The organism is Flagellimonas amoyensis (genome assembly GCF_003058265.1).
GTDB classification, from domain to species: Bacteria; Bacteroidota; Bacteroidia; order Flavobacteriales; family Flavobacteriaceae; genus Flagellimonas; species Flagellimonas amoyensis.
The window spans coordinates 184,989-211,388 of record NZ_QBUK01000005.1; the positions used below are offsets into that span (position 1 = coordinate 184,989).

The 26,400-nt window shown below is 46.5% G+C and carries 19 protein-coding genes; 6 read left to right on the forward strand and 13 right to left on the reverse strand.

The genetic code is table 11. From position 1 onward, the window contains the following. The 9 genes from DB398_RS08775 to DB398_RS08810 form a co-directional block, all read right to left on the reverse strand. Entirely contained in the window at positions 1-1,554 is a 1,554-nt protein-coding gene (locus DB398_RS08775) for a M20/M25/M40 family metallo-hydrolase (RefSeq protein WP_108424020.1), read from the reverse strand. An 89-nt stretch (positions 1,555-1,643) separates the two neighbouring features. Further along, positions 1,644-1,805, reverse strand: coding sequence for a hypothetical protein (locus DB398_RS18435; RefSeq protein ID WP_199913372.1), 162 nt, complete (start codon positions 1,803-1,805; stop codon positions 1,644-1,646). Between the two features lie 78 nt (positions 1,806-1,883). After that, positions 1,884-2,723: a phosphatase PAP2 family protein gene (locus DB398_RS08780; RefSeq protein ID WP_108424021.1), complete on the reverse strand. Its 840-nt coding sequence runs from the start codon at positions 2,721-2,723 to the stop codon at positions 1,884-1,886. Positions 2,724-2,753: 30 nt separating this feature from the next. After that, positions 2,754-3,656 carry a histone deacetylase family protein gene (locus tag DB398_RS08785; RefSeq protein WP_108424022.1) on the reverse strand — a complete coding sequence of 301 codons (903 nt, stop codon included), beginning with the start codon at positions 3,654-3,656 and terminating at the stop codon, positions 2,754-2,756. A gap of 7 nt (positions 3,657-3,663) precedes the next feature. Next, on the reverse strand, positions 3,664-5,787 hold the full coding sequence (locus tag DB398_RS08790; protein WP_108424023.1) for a Tex family protein: 2,124 nt from the start codon (positions 5,785-5,787) through the stop codon (positions 3,664-3,666). A gap of 92 nt (positions 5,788-5,879) precedes the next feature. Continuing rightward, complete coding sequence (locus DB398_RS08795; RefSeq protein WP_159076368.1) at positions 5,880-7,328, reverse strand: hypothetical protein; 1,449 nt, start codon at positions 7,326-7,328, stop codon at positions 5,880-5,882. Between the two features lie 13 nt (positions 7,329-7,341). After that, entirely contained in the window at positions 7,342-9,438 is a 2,097-nt protein-coding gene (gene metG, locus DB398_RS08800; RefSeq protein ID WP_108424025.1) for a methionine--tRNA ligase, read from the reverse strand. A gap of 141 nt (positions 9,439-9,579) precedes the next feature. Then, positions 9,580-11,292, reverse strand: coding sequence for a DUF1501 domain-containing protein (locus tag DB398_RS08805; protein WP_108424026.1), 1,713 nt, complete (start codon positions 11,290-11,292; stop codon positions 9,580-9,582). Between the two features lie 11 nt (positions 11,293-11,303). After that, entirely contained in the window at positions 11,304-12,794 is a 1,491-nt protein-coding gene (locus tag DB398_RS08810; RefSeq protein WP_108424027.1) for a DUF1800 domain-containing protein, read from the reverse strand. A 171-nt stretch (positions 12,795-12,965) separates the two neighbouring features. Here DB398_RS08810 and DB398_RS08815 point away from each other — a divergent pair, with 171 nt between their 5' ends. From DB398_RS08815 to DB398_RS08825, 3 genes are all read left to right on the forward strand, one after another. Further along, positions 12,966-13,325: a YraN family protein gene (locus DB398_RS08815; protein WP_108424028.1), complete on the forward strand. Its 360-nt coding sequence runs from the start codon at positions 12,966-12,968 to the stop codon at positions 13,323-13,325. A 54-nt stretch (positions 13,326-13,379) separates the two neighbouring features. Next, entirely contained in the window at positions 13,380-14,039 is a 660-nt protein-coding gene (locus DB398_RS08820) for an aspartate kinase (protein ID WP_108424029.1), read from the forward strand. A gap of 74 nt (positions 14,040-14,113) precedes the next feature. After that, positions 14,114-16,090 carry a DUF3352 domain-containing protein gene (locus DB398_RS08825; RefSeq protein WP_108424030.1) on the forward strand — a complete coding sequence of 659 codons (1,977 nt, stop codon included), beginning with the start codon at positions 14,114-14,116 and terminating at the stop codon, positions 16,088-16,090. A 61-nt stretch (positions 16,091-16,151) separates the two neighbouring features. Here the strand turns inward: DB398_RS08825 and mfd are convergent, their stop codons facing one another. From mfd to DB398_RS08840, 3 genes are all read right to left on the reverse strand, one after another. After that, positions 16,152-19,565 carry a transcription-repair coupling factor gene (mfd, locus tag DB398_RS08830; RefSeq protein ID WP_108424031.1) on the reverse strand — a complete coding sequence of 1,138 codons (3,414 nt, stop codon included), beginning with the start codon at positions 19,563-19,565 and terminating at the stop codon, positions 16,152-16,154. Between the two features lie 178 nt (positions 19,566-19,743). Beyond that, a complete protein-coding gene (gene pdeM / locus DB398_RS08835) occupies positions 19,744-20,376 on the reverse strand; it encodes a ligase-associated DNA damage response endonuclease PdeM (RefSeq protein WP_108424032.1) in 633 nt (210 codons plus the stop codon). Positions 20,377-20,477: 101 nt separating this feature from the next. Beyond that, positions 20,478-22,940, reverse strand: a complete 2,463-nt coding sequence (locus DB398_RS08840; RefSeq protein ID WP_108424033.1) for a ligase-associated DNA damage response DEXH box helicase — start codon at positions 22,938-22,940, stop codon at positions 20,478-20,480. Positions 22,941-23,050: 110 nt separating this feature from the next. Between DB398_RS08840 and DB398_RS08845 the strand changes: the two genes are divergently transcribed. Further along, positions 23,051-23,479, forward strand: a complete 429-nt coding sequence (locus DB398_RS08845) for a tellurite resistance TerB family protein (RefSeq protein WP_108424034.1) — start codon at positions 23,051-23,053, stop codon at positions 23,477-23,479. Here the strand turns inward: DB398_RS08845 and fbp are convergent. Further along, positions 23,476-24,483, reverse strand: coding sequence for a class 1 fructose-bisphosphatase (gene fbp / locus DB398_RS08850; RefSeq protein ID WP_108424035.1), 1,008 nt, complete (start codon positions 24,481-24,483; stop codon positions 23,476-23,478). The two genes, DB398_RS08845 and fbp, sit on opposite strands and share 4 nt — an antisense overlap. Before the next feature lie 110 nt (positions 24,484-24,593). Between fbp and DB398_RS08855 the strand changes: the two genes are divergently transcribed. Both DB398_RS08855 and DB398_RS08860 read left to right on the forward strand, forming a co-directional pair. Then, positions 24,594-25,076 (forward strand): GNAT family N-acetyltransferase, encoded by a 483-nt coding sequence (locus DB398_RS08855; RefSeq protein WP_108424036.1) that lies wholly within the window; start codon positions 24,594-24,596, stop codon positions 25,074-25,076. Between the two features lie 26 nt (positions 25,077-25,102). Next, entirely contained in the window at positions 25,103-26,353 is a 1,251-nt protein-coding gene (locus tag DB398_RS08860) for an aspartate kinase (protein WP_108424037.1), read from the forward strand. Positions 26,354-26,400 lie beyond the last annotated feature (47 nt).

Sequence of the window (26,400 nt, forward strand, 5' to 3'; positions counted from 1 at the left end):
TTAGTCCAAACCTCCTTTTCGTTGTGGTGAACGTGGAGTGGGCCATTCCAACTGTTCCCCTGTTCGGTTGCTGATGGGAAGCACTGCCTTTGTGCGTGGGGTTTTCTCTGGGTGCTCGCTGGCCATATACGCAAGGATGGCCGTAAGGATAGCGTTGTTCCTCACATCATCAAAAATGATCTTGTCATAGGTGTCACGGTTGGTATGCCAAGTGTAGTTCCAGTAAGACCAGTTCAGTGAACTCAAGCTAAAGGCAGGGGCTCCTGCGGCTTGGAACGAGGCATAATCGGAACCGCCCCGAGCGGGTGTGCCCGGGAACGAAGTCTCTATTTCATCCGTGATTTCCTGTGGAACGGGGTGTAGCCATTTGCCCAAATAGTCATAGGCATCCAAGAATCCACCTCCTGAAATGCTCACTACCCTTCCGGTACCGTTATCTTGGTTGAAAAGTGCCTGTACACCATCCACAATCTCGGGATGGTCCTCCACAAAGGCTCTGGAGCCGTTGAGTCCCTGTTCCTCACTGCCCCAATGTCCGACCAAGATGGTACGTTTGGGATTGGGATAGGCTTTTTTGAGGATGCGCATGGCCTCCATCATCACCAAAGTTCCTGTTCCGTTGTCGGTGGCACCAGTACCTCCGTCCCAAGAATCAAAGTGGGCGGATAGGATCACATACTCGTCCGGTTTTTCGGAACCTTTGATCTCGGCAATGGTGTTGAATGTGGGCATGGCACCCAAATCCTTGGATTCGGCCACAATGTGCAACTGTGGTTTTTGTCCGGACTCCACCAAACGGTAGAGCATGCCGTAATCTTCCAGTTCCAGGTCCACGGTGGGGATGGCCTTAGTGTTGGCACCAAAGATCTTGTTCACTCCAAAACCTTGTGACCAGTAGGAGGCCACAATGCCCGCAGCACCTGCTTCTTCCAATGTGCCGGGCAATGATCTGGTGTTATGGCCCATGTTTTTCATGTTCTGGTTCCAAGCTTTGGTCTGCTCTTCACGCTCTTCTTTCATGCTGGCAAAGGACTTTTCGGTGGCAAATTCCTCCCAGTTATAATCGGGCCTACCTGTGGGTTGCATCATGGATACCATGACCAGTTTTCCCTTTACATTGGGCAACCATTTTACAAATTCCATGGAATCCTTCACCATGGGCAATACCACCAACTCGGCAGTGACACCTTTTTTGGGTGTGGCAGGGCTCCAGGCCAATTGTGTGCCGCGGAGGCTCTGTACCCTTGGGGATACCATATCGATATGGGAAATTCCGCGTTCCCAACCTTTCCATTCGCCCCATTGTTCGTTGCGGGCCGTGATTCCCCAACCGGCATATTTGGCGACCGCCCAATCGTGGGCCTTTTTCATTTGGGGCGTTCCCACCAAACGGGGACCGATACCATCCATAAGTTCGTGGCCAAGTGCCTCGAGCTGTGAGTTTTCATTGGCCTCTTTGATGATGGCCTGGACAACAGGATCTTGTTCCTGGGCCAAAAGGAATAGGCTGTTGGCCAGCAGCAATGCACTGAGTAGCGTTATTTTTCGTATCATAGTTGATTTAATTTGTCCTAAAAATAGAACAATAAAAGCAGGTTTGGAAATACGAACTGCAAGCTAGGAGGACAAATGGGAAAAAATGGCTAGGCCACCTTTTTCAAAAGGTCAAAACAAGGGCATTTGGAGCAGCGCTTGCTTTCTTTTTTCTTGTATTTCTCACAGCATTTTGACTTCAGATTGCCATGGGAGGACAATTCTTTGAGCAATGCCTTTTTGAGTTTCTTTTTTTCCTTCTTCTTTCCCATGATGAGTATAGAGAAGGCAAAACTAATTATTTTAATTCAATCTAAATAAGAAATTAACACTAAAGTGTTAAGGGTGAATCAGAAGTGGAGGGAGACCCCCAAGGTGTTTGGACCAAATGAAAGGTTCCAACTCACTTGTTTCGGATTGTCGTTGTACTTTTCGTCATACTTGGAATCCAAGTATCGGTCGATGGATTCCACAATGAATATGCTCAGCACCGTACTGAAGGCCACATCGGAGACCCAATGGAAATCATCCATCACCCGCACTAAACCGGGCACCAGACCGATGGCATAGAGACCTCCCTTGACCCAAGGGTTTTTGAACTGTTTGGCAATGGCATAGGCGTTGCTGAAGGCCAACATGGCATGTCCGGAGGGGAAGGAGTCGTAATCATAGACGCGATCCAGATGCAGGGGGTCAAAAGTATCCGAACTCTCCCCACTTTTGGGTCTGGCCCGACCAATGATCCGTTTGCTCACTTGCTGAAGAAAGCCACCCGCGGTTGCAGATGAAATCAACAAAACCCCGGTCCGTCTCAATTTTTCATTTTGGGTGAACAGTCCCGCCAAATAAACCCCGCCGGTCAGCATATAATTGTTTTCAGGGCTGCCGTACTCGTGTCCATAGTCCATCACCACATCGGGAATATCCTGTCTGAAACCATTTTTCCAGTCGTTCAGTTCATCGTCCACCGTAAATAGAAGCAGGGTGCCCGCGGTCAAATAACCAAAGTTGGCCCAGTCGTTCCCTTTCCAATGTACCGGACGGGAATAGGCATAACCCACACCCCCGAACATGTTGCCCACGTCATAGGTGAAGTGGTTCCACATATTCTTCTCTTTTTCCGGGGTCTCTTCCTGTCCAAAAACAGGGTAAATCAGTAGGGCTACAAATAGGAGAACAGCTGCTTTCATGAGGTTAAATAAAAGGAACAGTCGGTAAAATTACGCATAAATATCCTGCGCCAAACGAAATGTGTTCGCATGGGCCTCCACAATGGTTTTGATGTCGGGCGAATACCCACCTCCCATGCTACATTGAACCGGGATGTTGGCGTCGTGACAGGTTTGGAGCACAAAACGGTCCCGTTCCCGGCAACCTTCCAAGGTCATAGCCAAGGTGCCCAGTTTGTCCGTTTCCAAAACATCCACCCCGCAGAGGTAAAAGATGAACTGTGGACTAACTTTTTCCAACAATGCCGGGAGCGTTTTTTTTAGGATGGATAGGTACTCCTTGTCCGTAGTTCCTTTCTCCAAAGGGATATCCAGATTTGAAACTTCCTTTTTAAAAGGATAATTTCCCTTTCCGTGCATGGAAAATGTAAAAACAGAACGGTCAGTCTGAAAAATCTCCGCAGTCCCGTTCCCTTGGTGTACATCCAGATCCACGATCAAGATGTTGCTGGCCAGATGGTTGTCCAAAAGATAACGGGCGCCAATGGCATGGTCGTTCAGCATGCAAAAAGCCTCTCCTCGATTGGAATAGGCATGGTGGGTGCCTCCTGCAATGTTCATGGCGATGCCGTGTTCCAGGGCAAACGCACACCCTTTGATGGTACCATCGGCAATGATGCGTTCCCGAGTGACCAATGCATCGCTCAACGGAAAACCGATTTTCCGTACCGCACTTTTGGAGAGCTCCAATCCTACCAAATCCCGATAATAACGTTCATCGTGGGCCGCCAAAATGTATTTATCATCAGGAATGGAAGGCTCAAAGAAATTTTCTTCGGAACAAGTGCCTTCATGGAGCAATTGTTGGGGCAGCAGCTCATACTTGATCATCGGGAAACGGTGCCCCTCCGGCAATGGATGTTTGTAGATGGGATGATAGGCAATCTTGAGCATGTAAAAGTTATTTGTGCAGGGCCAACTGTATCCGTTTTCGTGGCACATCCACATCCAAGACCTTCACGATCACTTGTTGGTGAAGGCTCACATGTTCGTTGACATCCTTTACAAAGGTATCGGACAGATTGGAAATATGGATGAGGCCACTTTCCTTGATCCCAACATCCACAAAGCACCCAAAGTTGGTAATGTTGTTCACAATGCCGGGCAGCAATTGCCCTTGCCTCAGGTCGGTGATTTCCCGGATATTCTGGTCAAACGTGAACACCTTGGCTTTTTCCCTCAGGTCCAGACCCGGTTTTTCCAATTCTTTTACAATGTCCTCCAAAGTGGGCATCCCAATGGTTTCCGTGCAATAGGATTTCAGGTCGATGCGCTGCAGGGCAGCTTTGTTACCGACAATTTCTTCAAGCGGAATTTTTTGATCCTTGGCCATTTTGGCCACCAGACTATAACTTTCAGGGTGCACTGAGGAGTCATCCAAAGGATTGTCTCCATTTTTGATGCGCAAAAAGCCGGCACTTTGCTCAAACGCCTTTCCTCCCAAACGGGCCACTTTTTTGATTTCTTCCCGGTTCTTGAACGCCCCATTTTCATTGCGATGGGTCACAATGTTTTCGGCCAGTTTGGGTCCTATGCCCGAAACATAACTGAGCAGGGGAACACTGGCCGTGTTGATGTTGACGCCTACGGCATTCACACAACTTTCCACCACGGTGTCCAAAGAGGTTTTCAATTGGGTTTGGTCCACATCGTGCTGGTATTGCCCCACCCCGATGGATTTCGCATCGATCTTGACCAGTTCGGCCAACGGATCGGCCAGCCTACGACCAATGGAAACCGCTCCCCGCACCGTAACATCATAATTAGGAAACTCATCCCTAGCAATTTTGGAAGCCGAATAGATGGAGGCCCCTGCTTCGCTCACTACAAATACTTCAATCGGCTTTTTAAAAGGAATGCGTTTGATCAATTGCTCGGTTTCGCGCGATGCAGTACCATTTCCTATGGCAATCGCCTCGATTTTATAGGCGTCCACCAAAGAACTTATTTTCTTGATGGCCCCGTTTCTGTCATTCTGTGGCGCGTGGGGATAAATGGTTTCGTTGTGTTTCAAATCGCCCTGTTCATCCAAACACACTACTTTACACCCCGTGCGGAACCCAGGGTCGATGGCCAAAATGCGTTTTTCGCCCAAGGGTGCACCCAAGAGTAACTGTTTTAAGTTTTTGGAGAACACCTGTATGGCGGCCAAATCCGCTTTTTCCTTCGCAATGTTCAACAATTCGTTGGAAAGCGAAGGGAACAATAGTCTTTTATAGGCATCGGCGATGGCCATTTCGATATGTTCGGTACAGGCATTGTTCGATTTGATCAAACGGCGTTCCATGTTCTGAAGGGCACGTTCCTCGTCAATTTCGATTTTCACTCGGATGAACCCTTCTTTTTCTGCCCTCATGATGGCCAAAAAACGGTGCGATGGGCAACGGTCCAACGGTTCGGTCCAATCAAAATAATCCTGGAATTTTTGGGCCTTTTCGTCCTCTTTTTTGGTCTTGATCACTTGTGTGGTGATGATGGCATGGCGTTCCAATTGGCCGCGGAGCTGGTTTCGGATATCGCCCCGTTCGTTGATCCATTCAGCAATGATGTGGCGGGCACCTTCCAAGGCTTCATCCTCGTTTTGGACTTCCTTGTTGAGGTATTTGGAGGCGATGAATTCAATTTCATCCGCGTTTTGCGCCATGATGATCTTCGCTAGTGGTTCCAACCCATTTTTACGGGCGGTCTCTGCTTTTGTCTTTTTGCTCTTCTTGAAAGGTAAATACAAGTCTTCCAAGCTGGTCAGGTCCATACAGCCCAAGAATTTGGCCTTGAGGTCTGGGGTGAGCGCTCCTTGTTCTTCCACCGCCTTGATGATGGCCACCTTTCTTTTTTCGAGGGCCTCAAATTGGGTCTTGTACTGTACAATGGCCCCGATTTGGACTTCATCCAAATTTCCCGTGCGTTCCTTGCGGTATCGGGAAATAAAGGGAATGGTACAATCCTCGTTCAAAAGGGCCACGGTATTCTCCACACTTTTTTCCGATAATTGGGTGTGCTGAACGATATAGGGGATGAGTTGCATTTTCTTTTTTTGTAAAGTAGGTTTTTTAAAAAAAATCAGAGTATTTTGATCAAGTCATTTTACTCTCGATATCATCAATTTCAATTCAAACTTTAGAATTTGAAAAGGGTGTATTGATTGAGTTTTTTGCTGTAAACTCCCCAGATATAGTAATCATTCAACTTAAAAACAGTTTCCGCGTCCTTTTTGGGAAACGTATCAGCGGATTCTGTAATTATATCAAATACATTTTTGGGGATATCACCGGATTTATGCTTAAAATCCTGATCAAACAAACATTCAATACGTGTTGCCTTTGTGGAAGTGTAGCTTCCATAGGCATAAAAAGTTGGGTTGAAAGTAACAGTAAATCCACCAATGGCACCCATAGGCATTCCAAAACCAGGCATCATCATAGGAGCGCCCCCTCTTACCATTTCTTTCTTGGAGCCCATGGTAATGACATAGTCATTGTTTGACTTTATGACAGCGACGCCAATATCTTCTTTACTGAGCCTTCTCAGAAATTTACTGCTCTTTTCCATCTCCCTATAGTCTTTGTATGTGCCACCCTCTTGAATTATGGGAGTGTTTTTGAAAGTGATTTCCTCATCTTTTTTTACTTGGAGGTTCTTCAGTTCTTGACCAGTTTCCAGGGATTTTATTGAGAAGACCATTTCTTCATCGGATGAGGAGATAAGATAAATCGCATCATCCAAAATGAAGGAATTGGAATTGACCATAGGGGCCGAAATGGAAGGTTTTTCAATAGTGGAAAGTGTATAGTTCAATTCTTCAGTGGAAACATCAACGATATAGGTGAGCATTTGAGTGTCAATGGTCAATTTAAACCCATGCTTTCCAGGATACATCTTCAAAATTTCACTAGTGGTTTCAATGGAATTAGGGGAATGGGAATCAATCTTGTCAATTTTAAATGAATTCAAATTTCCAAATCTTGTTTCAGAACCTCCCGTAGCCATGATGGTATAAAGATGTTGGACAGCTCCCTGATTATCATAAAATGACTCTTTCGACAAGTCCAAAGACCGCTTCTTGTACTCACTACCTTCTTCAAAGACATAAAAATTCAGGATACTAGATTCCTTGTTTATGGTCACTAGATGAAATTTGGAGGCATCGCTATAACCTTCTACGTAAACCTCATTTTTGAGTTTGAAATCATAAAGGGTTTCTTCTGTAGACTTATTTTCAAAATTGAAGAGAATACTTCCAAAAGTTTTATCCTTCCTATCTTTTAAGAATAACCGGATTTTTTGACCATTCACAGAATAGCCTATAATTTGCTCGTATTTCTTTGGGAGGCCCTCTGAAGCAAATTCACCGATTAAACCAAGTGCAGCGGAATATAAAAATCCATAGATATTATTATCATCGTCCAAGAAAATCGCAAAATTGCCAGTTGCTTCATCTACAACAGGAAATGCAGTGTGTACTTTTCTGGTTCCTTCTTTGAAATTGTTGTTTATTTCAAGAAATTTTTCCTGGGAAAAGACGGACAATGATAGCACAAGAATGAGTAACTGGACTGTTTTCTTCATTGGTTAAGTTAGATTAGGATATATTTTCACCATTCCCAACCCCATCTTCATCAGGATTCATGAAAACGAGTTTTCCCTCTTGGTTTTCGGTCATCAAGATCATGCCCTCGCTTTCCACACCGCGTAGTTTTCTTGGGGCCAAGTTTACGAGAACGGTCACTTTTTTACCGATGATGTCCTCTGGTTTAAAGCTTTCGGCAATTCCGGAAACAATGGTTCGGGTGTCGAGACCTGTATCGATTTTCAACACCAAGAGCTTGTCGGCCTTCGGCATTTTTTCCGCTTCCAAAATGGTGCCTACCCGCATGTCCAATTTTGCAAAGTCCTCGTAGGTGATGGTTTCTTTTTGTGGCATGATTTCTTTTTCAGTTTCACCTGCGCTGAGCGAAGTCGAAGCGTTGGTTTTTTTAGTGGCTTCCAGTTTGTCCAATTGTTTTTGGACCTCGTCATCTTCGATTTTTCGGAAGAGCAATTCACTTGGGTTGAGCTGGTGGCCAGCCGGGAGTAAAATGTCTTCAGAGGCAACATCGTCCCATTGAGATGCTGAATCAAGTTCAGCATGACGTAAAATTCCTTTCAATTTTGAAGAGGTAAACGGCAGAAACGGCTCGCTCAATAGGGCAAGCGCGGTTGCGATCTGCAATGCCACATACATGATGGTGTTTACACGCTCTTCATCCGTTTTGATGAGTTTCCAAGGCTCTTCGTCGGCCAAATATTTATTGCCCAAACGGGCGAGGTTCATCAATTCCTGACTGCCTTCACGGAAACGGTAACGCTCCAAGGAGTTGGACAGGATTTCAGGAAAGCCTTTCAGGGCCTCCAAAGTCTCTTTGTCTACTTCTGAAAAAGCACCGGGAGAGGGGACCACTCCGTTGTAATATTTTTGGGTGAGCACTGCGACCCGGTTCACGAAATTGCCAAAAATGGCCACCAGTTCGTTGTTGTTGCGTGCCTGAAAATCCTTCCAAGTAAAGTCGTTGTCCTTGGTCTCTGGCGCATTGGCCGTCAAGGCATAACGTAGCACGTCCTGCATATCGGGGAATTCTTCCAAATACTCGTGCAACCAAACGGCCCAATTCTTTGAGGTGGACAGCTTGTTCCCTTCCAGGTTCAAAAACTCGTTGGCGGGCACGTTTTCGGGTAGAATGAAATCGCCATGGGCCTTCAGCATGCTGGGGAACACAATGCAGTGGAACACAATGTTGTCCTTACCGATAAAGTGAACCAATTTGGTGCTTTGGTCCATCCAGTAGGGTTTCCAGTCCTTGCCTTCACGTTCGGCCCATTCCTTGGTGGATGAAATATACCCAATCGGCGCATCGAACCACACATAGAGCACCTTGCCTCCGCCCCCTTTCACGGGTACCGGGATGCCCCAATCGAGGTCGCGGGTCACCGCTCGCGGTTTTAGGCCATCATCGATCCAGGATTTACACTGGCCATACACGTTGGGTTTCCAATCGGGCTTGTGGCCCACCAAGATCCATTCTTTTAAAAATTCTTCATACCTGTCCAAAGGCAAAAACCAGTGTTTGGTAGTCTTCAGAATGGGAACAGCACCGGTAATGGTCGATTTTGGGTTGATGAGGTCGGTGGCGTTCAGGGAAGAGCCACAGCGCTCACATTGGTCGCCATAGGCCTCTTCGTTGCCGCATTTGGGGCAGGTACCGATCACAAATCGGTCTGCCAGAAATTGTTTGGCCTCATCGTCGTACAATTGTTCGGTCTCCTCTTCAATAAAGTCGCCCTGGTCATACATTTTTTGGAAAAAATCGGAAGCCGTTTTATGATGAACTTCTGCCGAGGTCCTGGAATAGTTGTCAAAAGAAATCCCGAAATCCGCGAAAGACTTTTTGATGATCCCGTGGTATTTGTCAATGATTTCCTTGGGGCTGACCCCTTCCTTCTTGGCCTTCATCGGTATGGCCACCCCATGCTCGTCGCTACCGCAAATGAACGCCACATCGTTGCCCTTGAGCCTTAAATAGCGTGAGTAGATGTCCGCGGGAACATAAACGCCGGCCAAATGCCCAATGTGGATAGGACCGTTGGTATAGGGGAGTGCCGCGGTAATGGTATATCTTGAAGGATGCGTATTCTGGGTCATGAAAAATCTAAATTAAGCCCCAAAAATACTGATTTTAACGGGATCGGTCATAAAAAAGGAAACCCCCGAAGATGCGACCCAATTTGGGGTGTGGGGTACATCATCGAGGGAATCCCGAAATAAATGATAGCGTAAGGTTTCTTAGGAAATCATAATTGATTTACTCATTTTTTTACCTCCGACCGAAATCCTATATATGTATTTTCCTGTGGAAAGGCTGTCCCGCATACGTTCACGGATGTTGATTTCCATAGGGCCTTCCTGCATAATTTGATTCAAGAGCGTCCCGACACGTTGTCCCAAAATATTGAACAATTCAATGTCCACATGGGCCGAAACGGGCATTTCCAAATGGATGTGGGGTGCGCTGGAATTGGGGTAGTAGGGCGAGTGCACGATGCCATCCAGAATATCCGGGCTCGGATTGTTCGGATCTTGGCCAGGGGGTGTCTCTGGCAAAACAGGCGGATCGTTGTCCATGGCAATGTCCTCCAAGGTCTCCCCACTACAGTTAAAGCCTAGGTCTATGGCCCGGTAGGGATGGCCCAAAAGGTGCTGTTCCACGGAAGCCCTGGGCACGCACAACCATTCCGCCAAAACGGTGCCATAAAGGTCCCTAAAGTCCATGGTGTACTCCAGATTGCCCCTATTGTTCGGTTCATCAAGGGAGGGATGTTCGCCCACAAAGGCACTTCCGCTCAGCCCGGATCCAAAGAACAGGGTTGGGGCGGCCTTACCGTGATCGGTACCGTTGGATCCGTTTTCAAAGATCCTACGGCCAAATTCGGAAAAGGTCATACTCAATACCTTATCATCCTGTTGGGTAAAGGCAATATCCTCATAAAAATTGTTGATGGCAATGGACAGATTGGACATCAATCGCTCGTGGACCAAAGGCTGGTTGCCATGGGTATCGAATCCGCCCATGGAGATCATATAGACCTTGGTGCCCAAATTTCCTTTGATCAATCGAGCCAAAAGAGCCAATTGCCTGGCAAAGCCGTTGTCCTGATATTCCACTTGGTTCTGCCCGCGCATGTATGCCTCATGGATTGTCCCTGCATATTCGTAGGTGGTATTGGCCACGCCGCGAAGGAAGCGGAGCTGATCGCCATACATACAATTGTCGAAAGGAGCGTTCTCAATATCATAGAAGGCACCCGTTTGGGCAATCTGTTCCAATTGGTCCACATTGTTGGTTACAAACGCATAGTTGGTCTCTTCCCCTTGGAAGACCAAGTTGGCCAAGTTCCCGATTTGGATGGCCGCAGGGGCCGGAGGTGGAGTGATGAGGTAATCAGGGTAGAGTTCTTCAAAATGTCTGCCCATCCAACCTGTGTTTTCCCCAGAAAATCCAGTGGTGGTGAGGTCGGTGTTGGCAAAAATGTCGGATCCCGTAAAGTGGGAGAGGCTTTGGTTCTGATAGCCTACGCCATGTACCGCTTTGAACTGTCCATCGCCCCAAAGGGATTCCAGGGCACTCATATAGGTGGGCACACCAAAATCGTCGGTAAGCTTCAGCACCTTGCTCTCAGGGATATAGATATTGGGCCTGGCATTGGCATAGGTGTCGTATTGTTGGATGGGAATCACGGTGCTAAGACCGTCATTTCCACCTGATAATCTGATCAATATCAGAATATTGTCCGTTTCAGCTGCCGCAACGGCCGCAGTCAAAGGTGATGGGGCGGAAGCCGAGATCAAATGGCTTCCTAGGAACATGGACCCGGAACCGGCTATACCTAGTGCCTGGATGAACGAGCGTCTGCTCCATTTGGTGTGCTCCAGGTCATGGCCCTCATGCTCAAGACCTTTGTATGGAGATGTATCGTGGGTGTGGTGGGTATCGCACATGGCTGTTGGGGTTATTTAAGTTGAAATTCGGGTTGTCGGACAATATTCAGTAGCAATAAATACACCTGATAGTCAGCATCTTCTAAAGTCATGTTCCAACTGTTTGTTTCATAAACGTTGTTGTCTCTATAGGGTTCACGAAAAACAGTGAATGCTGCTGAATAATCATCTTCCGTCAATAATCCTTTGGGCAACATAAAGTCAATTATTGCCCTTGCAACTACATCGGGGTCACTGACAGTGGCCCCATTGGCGCCAGTGGCAGCGATTCCAAAATCTCGAAATTGTTCGGAGTCTGCTTGGAAGAAGCGCTCCAAAAATACCTCAGCGGTCAACCAACGACCGATCATAAAATTGGTGTTGATCCACTGTCGGTCACGTTGCCAACCTTCCACTTCCGGTGGATTGAAGAGTTCTTGACCAATGAGCGCTGCCGAATCGATCATATTCAACACCGTGGAGTCGTCATAGCTGAACCCGGTTTCTTTCAACAGATTGAAATATAGATCAAAAGGACTTTTTATGATGACGCCAATGGCGGTCTCATCAAAAAAGTGCTGACTTTTTAAAAGTTGTCGGATTACCGGGGCTATTTCAAAATTGTTGGAGATGAAGGTCTGTGCCATCCCATCGATGATCTGTGGGGCAATGCCATTGCCTTCTTCATCCGTTGAATCTGGATGCACAAAAAACTCGTACAGTTTCTTGCAGATGAACCAAGCTGTTTCGTTGGCCCTTTCATTGAAGAGGATATTGATCACATCATCATAATCCCAATTCCCGGTCTGTCCAAAGATGGTCTTGTTCTCAGTGTTGAACTCGGTGGGGTCAAAAGTGACTTGGGTACAACCTTCCTCACCTCTTTCGGTATATCCTGAAAGGGCTTTGGCCGTCTCAATAATATCCTGTTCAGTATAATTGTTCCCTTCGCCCATGGTAAAAAGTTCATAGAGCTCTCGGGCATAGTTTTCGTTGGGATTGTTTCCCCTGTTTCTGGCACCGTCCAAATAATACAGCATGGCACTGGTGAGGCCTACCTCGCTGGTCAGTGTCTTGAAATTGCCCAACGCATTTCTTTGTAGGCAATTGATGTAATAATACAAGAACTGGTTACAGTTATAAACTTCCAATTGGGTCACGAAGTGATTGCTCCAGAAAAAGCTCATTCGGTCCAAGAGATTGTTGTCCAATAGTGCATTCCCGTATGAGGTAGAATATTCCCTTAGTTGTGTCCTGCGCATCTGACCGGCCTGCTCATCGTCGGCAGGATAATTGGCATCGGTCCAATCCGCCCATTCGGGTGGAGGGATCAAAGGTGCGGCCATGGCCTGGTCCACAAGATTATCCACGAGGGAAATAGCTGATTGCCCGATTCCTGCATTGACGGTCTGCACAGAAGCACTGAAACCGAGCCTGCGGTACAAATGGGCTACGCGAACCTCATCCAATGGGGTATTATAGGGCGCCAAAGTTGAGGTATTGCAATTGACGAAGTACTCCATAGCAATGTTTGGGGTTATTTTAGTACATAGTTCGGGGTCAACTATATGTTTAAGCTAATGTTGGGTGTGGTTCAATAGAGCCAGCAAATTACAATGATAACGTCATTTTGTCCATGAACCGCCAATTTTTTCGATGAACTGCACATATTTTTTTAATATTTTTCCAACCATATGGAATCTAACAACGATTTTGGAAAGTTGGGAGAGCAAATGGCCGTGGAACATTTGCAGGAAAAGGGATACGCCATCCTAGAGCGGAACTACCGTTACCTCAAGGCGGAGGTGGACATCATTGCCCGAGATGGGAACACCTTGGCCATTGTGGAGGTAAAGTCAAGAAACACGGGCTTTTTGGAAGATATTCACGATACGGTGAATGCCAAGAAAATAAAACTTTTGACCTTGGCGGCCGACCACTATGTACAGGAAAATGACCTCGATATTGAGGTGAGGTTCGATGTGATCACCGTCATCAAAATGGGCCGTGAAATCCAATTGGAACATCTTGAAAACGCATTCTTTCATTTTTAACCATTTGTTTGTTTTGTAACAATATGTTATTTTTGTGCCAAACCAACTGTAGAAATGAAAACAATATCCGCTGTAGTTGAGCACTACATCAAGAAAAAACCGTTTTTGCAAACCGCATTGGCACAGGGTATTATCAACTTGACTTCGCTTTCAAGGCAGATAAAGCCAGAGATTGCCGACGAACTGGGCAAAGATGTAAAGGATGGTGCCATTGTGATGGCGCTCAAGCGCCTTTCGGACGATCTGGAGTTCAGGGCCACCCACAAAATTGTGAAAGTGCTGAAGAACATTGGTGAGATCACCGTACGGTCCAACCTCTCCGACTATACCTTCTTGGCTTCGGACACCATCTTGCAGCAACAGGCCAAATTGCTCGAGGAAGTGAATGTGAACCAGGATGTGTTCTATACCTCGTCCCGCGGGGTGAACGAGATCAATATCGTGATCAGCAACATCATGGACAAAGTAGTGGAAAAGTGTTTCAAACACGAACGTTGCACCCAAAAGGCGGAGGGTCTGTCTTCCATCACCGTAAAGCTGCCCGCCGAGAACGTCTCCGTGCCCGGTATCTATTACTTTATCTTTCAACGCTTGGCCTGGGAGGGAATAGTACTCTATGAGGTAATCTCCACGACCAACGAGTTTACCATTTTGGTGAACGACGAGCAGGTGGATGTGGCCTTCAAGACCATCAAGGATCTTAAATTGCTATAAAATCGCAGCTCTTTTGTGGGGTCTAAACTAAAATGCGTACTCTTTCGTTTTAGAAGGAGACACTTTTCAGTAGAATGACCAAAAAAAGGATTCTTTACGGATTATTGGCCCTTTTTGCGCTCTATCTGTGCTACTTGGCCTATATTTTTCTGCTTTCTCCCAAAACCAATCTGCAATCCATTTATCTGATTCCCAAAGATGCTGTTTTCATTGTGGAATCGGAACGGCCTGTGGAGAGCTGGAAAAAGGTGAGCGAGAGCAATGCTTGGCACCACCTCAGGAAGAACGATTACTTTTCCGAACTCACGGAGAACATTCAAAAGGTGGATACGGTCTTTAACAACAACCACAAGTTGTTCGAATTTTTTGATGGACGTTCGCTGTTCATCTCCGTCCATATGATCTCGCCCAAGGACTATGGCATTTTTTATGTGCTGGACCTTAAGCGCATCGCCAAACTGCAATTGCTGAAAACCTATTTGAACACCTTGCTGAATGATGATTATGTGATGAGCAAGCGCACCTACCACAACCATGAGATCTTGGAGGTGCACGATCGCGAGAGCAAGGAAACCATGTATCTGGCCTTTATCAAAAACCAACTGGTGGCCTCCTATACCCATACCTTGGTGGAAGCCTCCATCGATCAATATCAGGAACCTGTTTTGGGAAGGAATCTCAATTTTTTACAGATCAACCAAAAAGTGGGGCATGAGGACCTCTTCCGGATGTATGTCCAGTATAATTATTTTGATGATTACATAAAACGGTTTACCGATACCCCATCGGATTGGGTACGAAGGGTGAGCGAGAATTTTTTGTTTTCGGGCTTTTATTTTGACCTTGACAAGAACAGTACCTTGACGGCCAATGGGTTCACCAACATCAGCGGGACCAACGAGTACTATTTGGAGGCCCTACAAAAATCGGGAACTGCGGAAAGGACCATACCCACCATTGTGCCCAAACGCACCGCGCTCTACATCAGCTATGGGTTCGATAGTTTCTCCGAGTTCTATAAAAATTTTGAAAAGGTACAGCAGAACGACCCCCAGCAGTTTGAAAGCTATCAAAATGGCATCGAAAAAGTGGAAAAGTTCCTGAAGATCGATGTGAAGGAAAACTTTGTGAGCTGGATCGATGATGAAATAGCTGTGCTGCAGATCCAGTCGCGCATTTCCAAAGGAAAAAATGATATGGCACTGGTGCTCAAGGCCAATGATGCGGAAAAGGCGAGGACCAATCTCGATTTTGTCCTGGAGCAGATCCGGAGGAAGACCCCGGTCAAGTTCAAGACAGTGGAATACAAGAAATACGATATCAATTTCCTTTCCATCAAAGGATTTTTCAAGATGTTGCTGGGCGGTAGGTTCGATGAATTTGACAAGCCCTATTTTACGCAGATCGATGAGTTTGTGATTTTTAGTGACAACCCCAACACACTCAAAAGTATCATTGATGATGCTTTGGAAGGGGAAACGCTGGCGACTTCAAAAGAGTTCCGTGATTTTGATGCTAAGTTTGAATCCGAATCCACCGTCTTCGTCTACAGCAATGTGCCCCTGTTTTTTGACAATATGTATGCGTTGGCCGATGCGCCTACCCAACAAAAAATGCTCAAAAACAAGGACTTCATCATCTGTTTTCCCCAGTTTGGACTGCAATTGACCCCCGAGGACGACCTTTTCGAGAGTAGGTTGGTGATCAACTATCAAGACGTGCAAGAGGTGAAAAAAAATACAATGTTGGAGGTAAAGGTCCCGAGTGCCAAACCCCAAAGTGCCGATCCGGTCGAGATCACGGATGCCGTTTTTGACCTAAGGGCCATTTATCCCACAGATCTCAATGCAGATACCTTCAGCGTAAAATATGCCAATGGAATCACCAAGTTTGAGGTGGAATTGAAGGATGGCCTCAAGCACGGGCGCTACACCGAATACTATCCAAATGGTACCGAAAAAATGACGGGCCGTTTCCGAAAGGACGAACAAGTGGGCACTTGGCGATTCTACAATGAAGAAGGGGAACAAGTACATAAAAAGCGATTTTAGCCACAAAATGACATTTCGTACTTGGTGCTGAACTTTCGAAGAAGCCGCCGGGAATCTTAAATTATGTGGATGTGATTTGGGAAGGGACTGATTTCAAAGGCCCCAAAACCTTCAAGGCCTTTTCCACGCTGTTGATCTTTTCAAAAACCAACAATAAGCGCAATCCGCTACGGGTCTGTTTTTCCTTGAGGCGGGCCTGTTGGGAATGGCTCTGCACGTACTGCAAAACTTGGGTGAACACAGGGGTTTGGTAAAAATTGGATTGCTGGTCGGCAATAAAATAGCCCATGAACTTGCCCTGTTTCATCACCACTTTTTCCAAGCCAATATGGGTCGCGATCCATTTGATGCGGACGGAATTCAACAAGTCCTGTGCCTGATTGGGCAATTCCCCAAAACGGTCCACAAGATCCGCTTCAAATTTTTGAAGTCCCTGTTCATCCTTTATCTCATTGAGTTGGGTGTACAGGTTCAACCGTTCCGTAATGTTGTTGATGTAGTCATCTGGGAAGAGCAGTTCAAAATCGGTATCCAGTTGAATGTCCTTCACATAGACCTTCTCTTTGTGGCCCTCCACTTCTTCATACAGTTCCTTGAACTCATTTTCCTTGAGTTCGTCAATGGCCTCCGTCAATATTTTCTGGTAGGTCTCAAACCCGATCTCGTTGATGAAACCACTCTGTTCGCCACCCAATAAATCCCCGGCACCACGGATTTCAAGGTCTTTCATGGCAATGTTGAAACCGCTTCCCAAATCGGTGAATTGTTCCAGAGCTTCGATACGTTTCCGGGCATCGGGGGTCATTACTTCATAAGGTGGCGTAATGAAAAAGCAGAATGCCTTTTTATTGCTTCGTCCCACACGGCCACGCATCTGGTGGAGGTCGCTTAATCCAAAATTATTCGCATTGTTGATGAAAATGGTGTTCGCATTGGTCACATCCAACCCGCTTTCCACAATGGTGGTGGAGACCAACACATCAAACTCCCCGTTCATAAAGGCAAGCATGAGCTGTTCCAGTTTTTTGCCCTCCATCTGTCCATGGCCGATCCCTATTTTGGCATCGGGTACCAAGCGTTGGATCATGCCGGCCACTTCCTTGATGTTCTCGATGCGGTTATGGATAAAGAACACCTGTCCGCCCCTTTGGATTTCATAGGAAACGGCATCCCTAATAATCTCTTCATTGAATCGGATGACCTGACTGTCGATGGGGTATCGGTTGGGTGGTGGGGTATTGATGACCGAGAGGTCTCGGGCGGCCATCAAACTGAATTGCAGTGTTCTTGGGATAGGTGTGGCAGTCAAAGTAAGTACATCTACATTTTGTTTGATGGAACGCAGTTTTTCCTTCACGGAAACCCCAAATTTCTGTTCCTCGTCCACAATCAACAGTCCCAAATCCTTGAACTGTACATTTTTGTTCACAAGCTGATGCGTGCCGATGATGATATCGATTTTACCGGCGGCCAATCGCTCCAAAACATCCTTTTTTTCCTTCGCCGATCTGAAACGGTTTAGGTAATCCACTGTAACGGGCATATCCTTCAAGCGTTCCCTGAACGTTCGGCTATGTTGAAAGGCCAAAATGGTGGTTGGGACCAAAACGGCCACTTGTTTGCCGTTGTCCACTGCTTTAAAGGCAGCACGGACGGCCACTTCGGTCTTTCCAAAACCAACGTCTCCACAGATGAGTCGGTCCATGGGGCGTTCGCTTTCCATGTCCATTTTTACATCTTGGGTCGATTTTTCCTGATCGGGGGTGTCCTCGTACAGGAAAGATGCCTCCAATTCATACTGTAAATAGCTGTCGGGGGCATATTGAAAGCCTTTTTCCAGACGTCGCTTCGCATATACTTGGATGAGATTGAAAGCGATCTGTTTGACGCGGCTCTTCGTCTTTTGTTTCAGGGTCTTCCAAGCTGCGGAACCGAGCTTGTAGATTTTGGGCGGAGCCCCGTCCTTGCCGTTGTATTTGGAGATTTTATGTAGCGAATGGATGCTGACGTACAAAATATCCCGATCGCCATAGATCAATTTGATGGCTTCCTGTTTTTTGCCCTCCACATCAATTTTTTGGAGCCCTCCGAATTTGCCAATCCCGTGGTCGATATGGGTCACATAGTCCCCAATCTCCAATTTGTTGAGTTCCTTAAGGGTAATGGCCTGTTTCTTGGCATAGCCATTTTTAAGGGAGAACTTGTGGTAGCGTTCAAAAATCTGATGGTCGGTATAGCAGGCCAGTTTCAGGTCATCATCAATAAAACCTTGGAACAATGGCAAAACTATGGTCTGGTAATGCACCGTATGGTCCACTTCCGAGAAAATGTCGTGAAAGCGTTTGGCCTGTTGTTCGGTGGAGCAAAAAATATAGTTGGTGTACCCTGCTTCCCGGTTCTCGTTCAGGTTCTCGATGAGCAGGTCAAATTTTTTATTGAAGGAGGGTTGGGGTTTGGTGTGGAACTGCATCATATCACTTCGACTTCGCTCAGTGACCGTTTCGTCTAAATTTTGGGGGCTGAGCGGAGTCGAAGCCCCAATCTCAACACATAAAAAATCCTCCAATTGCTGCCTCAACGAAGCAGCATCCAAAAAGAGTTCTTTGGGTTCTGCATGCTTGATTTCTTTGCCCAATTTGGCAAAACTTTCTTCGGCCTTGGCAAAAAAGGAATCGATGCGATCATAGATCAATGCCGGATTCTTGGCAAAGACCACTGTTTTTGGGGCGATGTATTTGAGGAAACTCTCCCGGGATTCCTGCATAAACTTGTTCTCCACATTCGGGATGATGGTGATCTTCTTCACCTTGTCCGTGGAGAGTTGGGTCTCCACATCAAACGTTCGGATGCTGTCCACTTCGTCACCAAAAAATTCGATGCGATAAGGTTGGTCGTGTGAAAAGGAAAACACGTCCACAATGCCCCCGCGCACCGAAAACTCCCCGGGCTCGGTCACAAAATCCACTCGTTTGAACTGGTATTCAAAGAGCACCTCGTTCAAAAAGTCGAGGGAAAGGGTGTCTTCCAGTTTTATTTTCAGGGTGTTCTTGTCCAGTTCCTTTCGGGTGACCACCTTTTCAAAAAGGGCATCGGGGTAGGTGACGATCACCGCTGGTTTTTTCCGTGAGTTGATGCGGTTGAGCACTTCCGCACGCAGCAACACATTGGCATTGTCGGTCTCTTCAATCTGGTAAGGCCTACGATAACTTCCAGGATAGAAAAGCACATCGTTTTCACCGATCAACTGCTCCAGATCGTTCAGGTAATAAGCGGCTTCCTCCTTGTCATTGAGAATCAACAAAAAGGGTCTTTCCACCGGACCGAATGTTTCAGCGACCACAAAGGAAAGTGATGATCCCACCAATCCTTTCAGATTAATCTTGAGAGGGTCATTTTGGGATTGGGCAATGGCATCCTGCAGTTTCCCGAGTGTGGGAGACTGTGCAAAGCGTTGGGAAATGGGGGTTTTGGTCAATCCAAAAACTTTGCGGCAAAGATAACCTGAAATGTTTTTATGAAAAATGTTTTTTTGGGTTTCTAAATCCGATTATTGTATAGCCTTTTGCATTTGAACTTAAACTTGTTCTTTTTAGATAGGGATTCTTCAAACACTCTGTGTCTTCAGAATGACATCGTAGTATGGCTCAATTAGGCTAAACTTTTACGACCATGTCCTCCACAATGGCAAAAACCTCATCGGTTTTGGAAGGTTTTAGGGTATGGGTTCCCGTGAATTCCCCAAAAGCAGGTAAGACCATCTGGTGCTCTGATTTAAAAAAACAGGGGATCCGCAACTGTTGTCTTCCTAAGCCCTTCAGTTTTACTGCGGGGTGAATGTGTCCACAAAAAGTGAAGAACCCCTCGCGCTCTTCTGGGTGATGGGTCAGTAAAAAATGGTCCATGATGAGTTCTGGAAAGATCTTGACGTCCAATTTTTCGAATTTTTCTGGGGCGATGATATCGTGGTTGCCTGTTACCAAAATGATTTCGGCTGGCGTTTTGGCCACCCAGTTTTCAAAAAGCTCCCATTCTTTGTTCAATGACGAATGGAAGAGGTCGCCCAAAAAACATATTTGAAAAGGTTGGAAATCGGCCACAATCCTGTCCAACAACACAAAATTTTGATGGATGGCCTTTCGAGGAACAGCCGCCCCAAATTTTCGGAAATGGTTCACTTTCCCTAAATGCACATCACTGATGAGCAACAGGGATTTCTCTTCCCAAAAAAGACCACCCAAAGGGTGCAGAGTAAAGTTTTGGTTTTTTATTTGGATGGTTTGGCTCACAGATGACTTGTTGTTGCAAATTTAAAGTAGTTTGTTTTCATTATTAACTTTAAATGGATTGTCATTTTGTGAGATGCTGAATCAAGTTCAGCATGACATTGTCATCGGGTCAGCTTTGCGGTCATGCGTTTGATGCGATCCGCCAATTTTTCGTTGGACAACTTTTCCCGTAACCGATCGGTGATAATGGGAAAGGAAAAAGGAGTGGGGTTTTTGCATTGTTTCCACACGATCTCTTGTTGGGCAATGCGTTCCAATGCCAATCGTAATCGGCCTTCCTCCAATTGATGTTCAAAGGTTTCGGTATAGGCTTGTTGGTATAATAGGTTGTCATCCTCAAAATCTTTGAACACATCGAACAACAGTTCGGAACTGCTTTGCAGGTGTTTCATTTTTACCCCTTTTTCCGGATACCCCGTGAATACCATTCCACTGATGACGGCAATATCCCGAAATTTTCGTCTTGCCATTTCGTTGGAATTCAGACTTTTTTGAAGGTCGGACAGCATGTATTCCGGAGTGAAGAGGTCATTGTCCAAAATGGCTTGAATATCGATTTTTTTGTCCGACAGCAATTCAAACCCACAATCATTAAAGGCAAGGGAACAGGTGATGGGGGTCAATAAACTGATGCGATAGGCCAGTAGGCTGCTCATTCCCTCGTGAATGGCACGCCCCTCGAACGGATAAAAAATATGATGATAACCGTCCGAAGTTTTAAAGGTCTCTATCAAAAATTGATGAGGTTGGGGCACCATACTTTCCTCCCTTTGCTTGGTGAACATGGGGGCAAGGGATTGGATTTCTGGCGATTGTTCGTTTTGGGGCAATTCGGCAGTGTACAATTCCTCGCGAAGCAGTTCCGACATTTTAGCTGAGAAACTTAACCTACCGCCCATCCAACTGGGCACTTTATTGGTACGTTTGGTGGAGTTGACCACATGGGCCGACATACCCTTGATCCGAATGAATTCCAGATTTCGCCCAGCAAACGTGAAGACATCCCCAGGACTCAACTTGGAAATGAAATATTCCTCAATGCTTCCGATATATCCTCCCTTTTGGTAGCGCACATGGATGGTGGCATCGCCCACAATGGTCCCAATCTGGAACCGGTGCCGCATAGCAACCGCCCTGCTGTTCACGATGAATTTACCATCATCCTCAACCTCCACTTTTTTGTATTCGTCATAACTCTTCAAACTTTGACTGCCCATCACCAAGAAATTGAGCAGCCATTGCCATTGTGCTTCGGAAAGGGCCTGATAGCAAAAGGTCTGCTTCACTTCCTCATAAATTTCATCAGGATAAAACCCATCGGAAACCGCCAAAGTGGTCAAATATTGCAGCAGCACATCAAAACTGTTCAAGTACGGAATCCGATCTTCCACAGCATGGTGGCGAACGGCTTTTTGCATGGCCGAAGCTTCGATAAGTTCCATGGCATGGGTGGGCAAAAAATAGATGACGCTCTCCTTTCCGGGTCGGTGACCGCTTCGCCCTGCACGCTGTAGAAATCGCGCCACCCCTTTGGGGCCGCCGATCTGAATCACGGTTTCCACGGGGGCGAAATCCACACCAAGGTCCAAACTGGAGGTGCAGACCACTGCCCTCAAGCTTTCATTTCGGATGGCCTGTTCCACCCAAAGTCGAGTTTCTTTATTGATGCTGCCGTGGTGCATGGCCAGTTCCCCGGCATATTCGGGGTGTTGTTCCAAGATTTTTTGAAACCAGATTTCGCACTGGCTCCGGGTGTTGGTAAAAAGTAGGGTGGTCTTGCTATTATTGATGATGGGGATAACGTCTTCCAAAAGATGCAACCCCAAATGACCTCGCCATGGAAACGTTTCCATTTCCTCGGGGATGATGCTCTTGACGGTGATTTTCTTGTTGATTTCTGCCTTGATCAACACCGAGTTTTCCAGTTCTTTGGAAGTTGGACCTAACAGCACTTCCCGCGCCTGCTCCAGATTGCCAATGGTGGCCGAAATGCCCCAAATACGAAGGTTTTTGCACACGGTTTTCAATCGGGAGAGGCCCAACTCCATCTGAACACCCCGTTTGGTGCCCAAAAGTTCGTGCCACTCGTCCACTACTATAGCGGTGCAATCCTTAAAAAGTTTTGCATAGCCTTTGGAGGATAACAACAAATGCAGGCTTTCCGGAGTAGTGATCAAAAGATCCGGCATGGCCGTCCGCTGTTTGGATCGCTCCTTGGTGGAGGTGTCCCCGGTCCGAATACCTACCGTCATTTGGGTGCCCAAATCTTGGGTTATACGCTCTGCAGATTGTTTGATTTCCTGGGAAAGGGCACGGAGGGGAGTGATCCAAACCGCTTTCAATCCCTTTTTGTGTTTGGTTTGGTAATCCGGATGGTTGTGGATGTAGTTCAGCACAATGGGAAACCACAGCGCATAGGTCTTGCCACTGCCGGTGGGGGCATTCAATAGGCCGTGCTTACCTTCCAAAAAAGCGGTCCAGGTCTGCTTTTGGAACGGAAAAGGCTTCCAACTTTGTTGCTGGAACCAACTTTCGGCAATATGGAACAATTCAGGATTTTTCAGGGATTGGATGTTGACCGTTGTACGTGGATTGAAAATTACGAATTTCTTTTATGGGGATTTATCCTCCTTTTTTACGATAAGATTTATATTTGTGCCACAAAATTTGAGATATGCCCATTTTAGACCTTTACGAGCACGGAGACCATAGAAAAAACTTGGCCCATTTTGCCACTCTGGCCAGTTTGGCTGCCATTGATGGAGAAATCAACTCCGAAGAGCGGGCAATTTTGGAAAAGTTTGCGTTCAAACTCGACATTACTGAGGATGAGATTAAAGAGGTGATGAAAAAAGAGAACAAATACCCTATTGAGACACCTCATAGTGGAGAGAAAAGGTATCAGCGACTGTTCGATTTTTTCCAGATCATCTTTTCAGACCATGATATAGACGATCAGGAGCGCAGAATGGTTGAAAAATATGCCATTGGACTTGGATTCTCACCCAAAAAGGCTTCTCATATCATTGATAAATCCATAGCCATCTTCAAGGGCAAGATTGCCTTTGAGGATTACCACGAGATTGTTAAAAGACAAGACTAGGCCTTTGAGATAAACTCCTCGGCCTTTTCCACCATTTTTCTGCTCCCACAGAAAAAGGGCACCCGTTCGTGGAGTTCTGTGGGCTGTATGTCCAGAATGCGCCTAAACCCATCACTGGCCTTGCCATTGGCTTGCTCCGCCAAAAAGGCCATGGGATTGCACTCGTAGAGCAAACGCAACTTCCCGTTCTGCACTTTGCTGCTCTTGGGATACATGTAGATGCCCCCCTTGATCATGTTCCGGTGAAAATCCGACACCAAGGACCCGATATATCGGGACGTATAGGGGCGATCGCCTTCCTCCATTTGGCAATATTTGATATAGTCTTTCACCCCTTGTGGAAAATGGATATAGTTCCCTTCGTTCACGGAATAGATCTTGCCTGTTTCCGGAAACTGCATGTTGGGATGGGATAGGTAAAAAGTGCCTAGGGCAGGGTTCAGCGTAAAGCCGTTCACCCCGTGCCCAGTGGTATAGACCAGCATGGTAGAGGTTCCATAAATGATATAGCCCGCAGCGATCTGGTTTTTTCCGGGCTGCAAAAAGTCCTCAAGGGTCACCGGGGTACCTACCGGGGTAACCCTTCGGTAAATGGAAAAAATGGTGCCTACGGAAACGTTCACGTCAATGTTCGAGGAGCCATCCAAAGGATCGATGAGCACCACATATTTGTTTTGGTGCTGTTTGTCAAAACTGTTGATGCTGATAAAATCATCCTCTTCCTCCGAGGCGATCCCGCACACAATTTCACGGTTTTTCAGTGTCTGTATGAACTTTTCATTGGCCAGCACATCCAATTTTTGTTGGTCTTCACCTTGAATGTTGGTGTCCCCGGCCGTTCCGATGATATCCACAAGACCGGCCTTGTTCACTTCATGGTTCACCACTTTGGCGGCCAAACGGATGCCGTTCAACAAGCGGGAAAGTTCCCCTGAAGTATACTGAAATGAATTTTGATTGGCGATAATGAACTCGCCCAAGGTGCGGTGTTGTTTTTCAAACATGGAAGGTTGTTTTATTTGTGGACAAATATCGTGCATTTTGTGAAACTACAACGATTTCGCCAATGTCAATTTTTGTAATTTTATAACTTTGAGTTTTATTTGTAACAATTATGGAATACACGATCAGAGATGCCAAGCCCGATGACATGGCGCAAGTATTTGCCCTTGTCCAGGAACTGGCCCATTTTGAAAAGGAACCCGATGCCGTTGAAATCACCAAGGAGGATTTGGTGAAGGATGGTTTTGGGGAAACCAAGTTGTTCCATTGCTTTGTGGCCGAGACAAATGAAGGTATTGCCGGCATCGCCTTGGTGTATCCCAGATATTCCACATGGAAGGGTCCTGCCATCCATTTGGAGGATTTGATCGTTTCCAAAAAGATGAGGGGGAGCGGTCTGGGAACTGCCTTGCTGGATGAGGTGGTGCGGTATGGGCATGGTCTTGGCGTGAAGCGCATATGCTGGGAGGTTTTGGATTGGAACGAACCGGCCATCGAATTTTATGAGAAAAAAGGGGCCAATGTACTGCGGGATTGGGATGTGGTACAGTTGGACGAGAACGGAATCAAAAAATATATGGAAAGCCTGAACTGATCTTTCCTGACTAAAAAATACCATAAATGAGAGTTTTTAAATTCGGGGGTGCCTCTGTGAAGGATGCTGAAGGGGTGCAGAATGTAGTGAATGTGTTGAAAGAGGTGGGTTACCAGGATACCTTGGTCGTGATCTCTGCGATGGGGAAGACCACCAACGCCATGGAAAAAGTGGTAGAGGCCTATTTTAATGATAAGAGCGCACTTCCCGCGGCCATTCAGGAAGTGATCGAGTATCATAACGGGATATTGTCCGACCTGTTCAAAAACCCCAAGCACCCCATCCACGAAAAAGTAAAACTGCTGTTTGAAGAAGTCAAGGGTTTTCTGGCTTGGAACAAATCACCAAAATACGCTTTCGTATATGATCAAGTGGTAGGGTATGGGGAACTCTTCTCCACGACCATCATGAGTGCCTACTTGAACGAGGTGGGCCTTTCCAATACCTGGTTGGATGTGCGGACCATGATCAAGACGGACAACAATTACCGGGATGCCCAGATCAATTGGGAACGGACCCAAACCGAGGTGTCGGCTAGGGTGGATATGTCCAAATTGAACATCACCCAGGGCTTTTTGGGGAGTGACGACAACAACTTTACCACAACTCTGGGGAGGGAGGGATCGGACTATACCGCCGCTATCTTGGCCTATTGCCTGAATGCGGAATCCGTGACCATCTGGAAGGATGTGCCAGGGGTCCTGAACGCCGATCCAAGGAACTTTCAGGAGACAACCCTTTTGGACCTGATTTCTTACAGGGAGGCCATAGAGTTGGCCTTTTACGGTGCCTCTGTGATCCACCCCAAAACATTACAGCCCTTACAACGAAAGGAAATCCCACTTCATGTGAAATCCTTCATCAACCCTAAGGACAAAGGGACCACAGTGGGCAAAGGAGTCGGGATCGTTCCAAAAGTTCCCTGTTTCATTGTGAAAAAGAACCAAGTCCTACTCAAACTTTCCACCTTGGATTTTTCATTTATCGTGGAGGACAATATCAGCGAAATCTTCAAACTGTTCCATGACCATAGGTTGAAAGTGGACATGATCCAGAATTCGGCCATCAGCTTTTCAGTTTGTCTGGACAATAAGTTCAATGGCCTTAACCCAATGTTGGAAGAATTGAAGCGAAAGTTCAAGGTGGTCTGCCACGAAGACGTATCGCTCTATACCATTCGCCATTTTGATGACGATGCGGTCAAATCCCTACAGAACGGCAAATCCGTATTGGTGGAGCAACGTGGCAAGGAAACGGTGCAACTTGTTGTGAAATAAGGACTTCCGATCAGATGTAGGACCTGAAAACACAATGGCCGTAATTT

Excerpts from the sequence above, each read along its gene's own strand:
- DB398_RS08790 (WP_108424023.1), bottom strand. The coding sequence starts at position 5,787 with ATGCAACTCATCCCCTATATCGTTCAGCACACCCAATTATCGGAAAAA.
- DB398_RS08795 (WP_159076368.1), bottom strand. The coding sequence starts at position 7,328 with ATGAAGAAAACAGTCCAGTTACTCATTCTTGTGCTATCATTGTCCGTC.
- DB398_RS08810 (WP_108424027.1), bottom strand. The coding sequence starts at position 12,794 with ATGGAGTACTTCGTCAATTGCAATACCTCAACTTTGGCGCCCTATAAT.
- DB398_RS08860 (WP_108424037.1), top strand. The coding sequence starts at position 25,103 with ATGAGAGTTTTTAAATTCGGGGGTGCCTCTGTGAAGGATGCTGAAGGG.
- DB398_RS08780 (WP_108424021.1), bottom strand. The coding sequence starts at position 2,723 with ATGAAAGCAGCTGTTCTCCTATTTGTAGCCCTACTGATTTACCCTGTT.
- DB398_RS08805 (WP_108424026.1), bottom strand. The coding sequence starts at position 11,292 with ATGTGCGATACCCACCACACCCACGATACATCTCCATACAAAGGTCTT.
- DB398_RS08855 (WP_108424036.1), top strand. The coding sequence starts at position 24,594 with ATGGAATACACGATCAGAGATGCCAAGCCCGATGACATGGCGCAAGTA.
- DB398_RS08820 (WP_108424029.1), top strand. The coding sequence starts at position 13,380 with ATGAAAACAATATCCGCTGTAGTTGAGCACTACATCAAGAAAAAACCG.
- fbp (WP_108424035.1), bottom strand. The coding sequence starts at position 24,483 with ATGTTTGAAAAACAACACCGCACCTTGGGCGAGTTCATTATCGCCAAT.
- DB398_RS08775 (WP_108424020.1), bottom strand. The coding sequence starts at position 1,554 with ATGATACGAAAAATAACGCTACTCAGTGCATTGCTGCTGGCCAACAGC.
- DB398_RS08785 (WP_108424022.1), bottom strand. The coding sequence starts at position 3,656 with ATGCTCAAGATTGCCTATCATCCCATCTACAAACATCCATTGCCGGAG.
- DB398_RS08825 (WP_108424030.1), top strand. The coding sequence starts at position 14,114 with ATGACCAAAAAAAGGATTCTTTACGGATTATTGGCCCTTTTTGCGCTC.
- DB398_RS08815 (WP_108424028.1), top strand. The coding sequence starts at position 12,966 with ATGGAATCTAACAACGATTTTGGAAAGTTGGGAGAGCAAATGGCCGTG.
- DB398_RS08845 (WP_108424034.1), top strand. The coding sequence starts at position 23,051 with ATGCCCATTTTAGACCTTTACGAGCACGGAGACCATAGAAAAAACTTG.
- DB398_RS18435 (WP_199913372.1), bottom strand. The coding sequence starts at position 1,805 with ATGGGAAAGAAGAAGGAAAAAAAGAAACTCAAAAAGGCATTGCTCAAA.
- metG (WP_108424025.1), bottom strand. The coding sequence starts at position 9,438 with ATGACCCAGAATACGCATCCTTCAAGATATACCATTACCGCGGCACTC.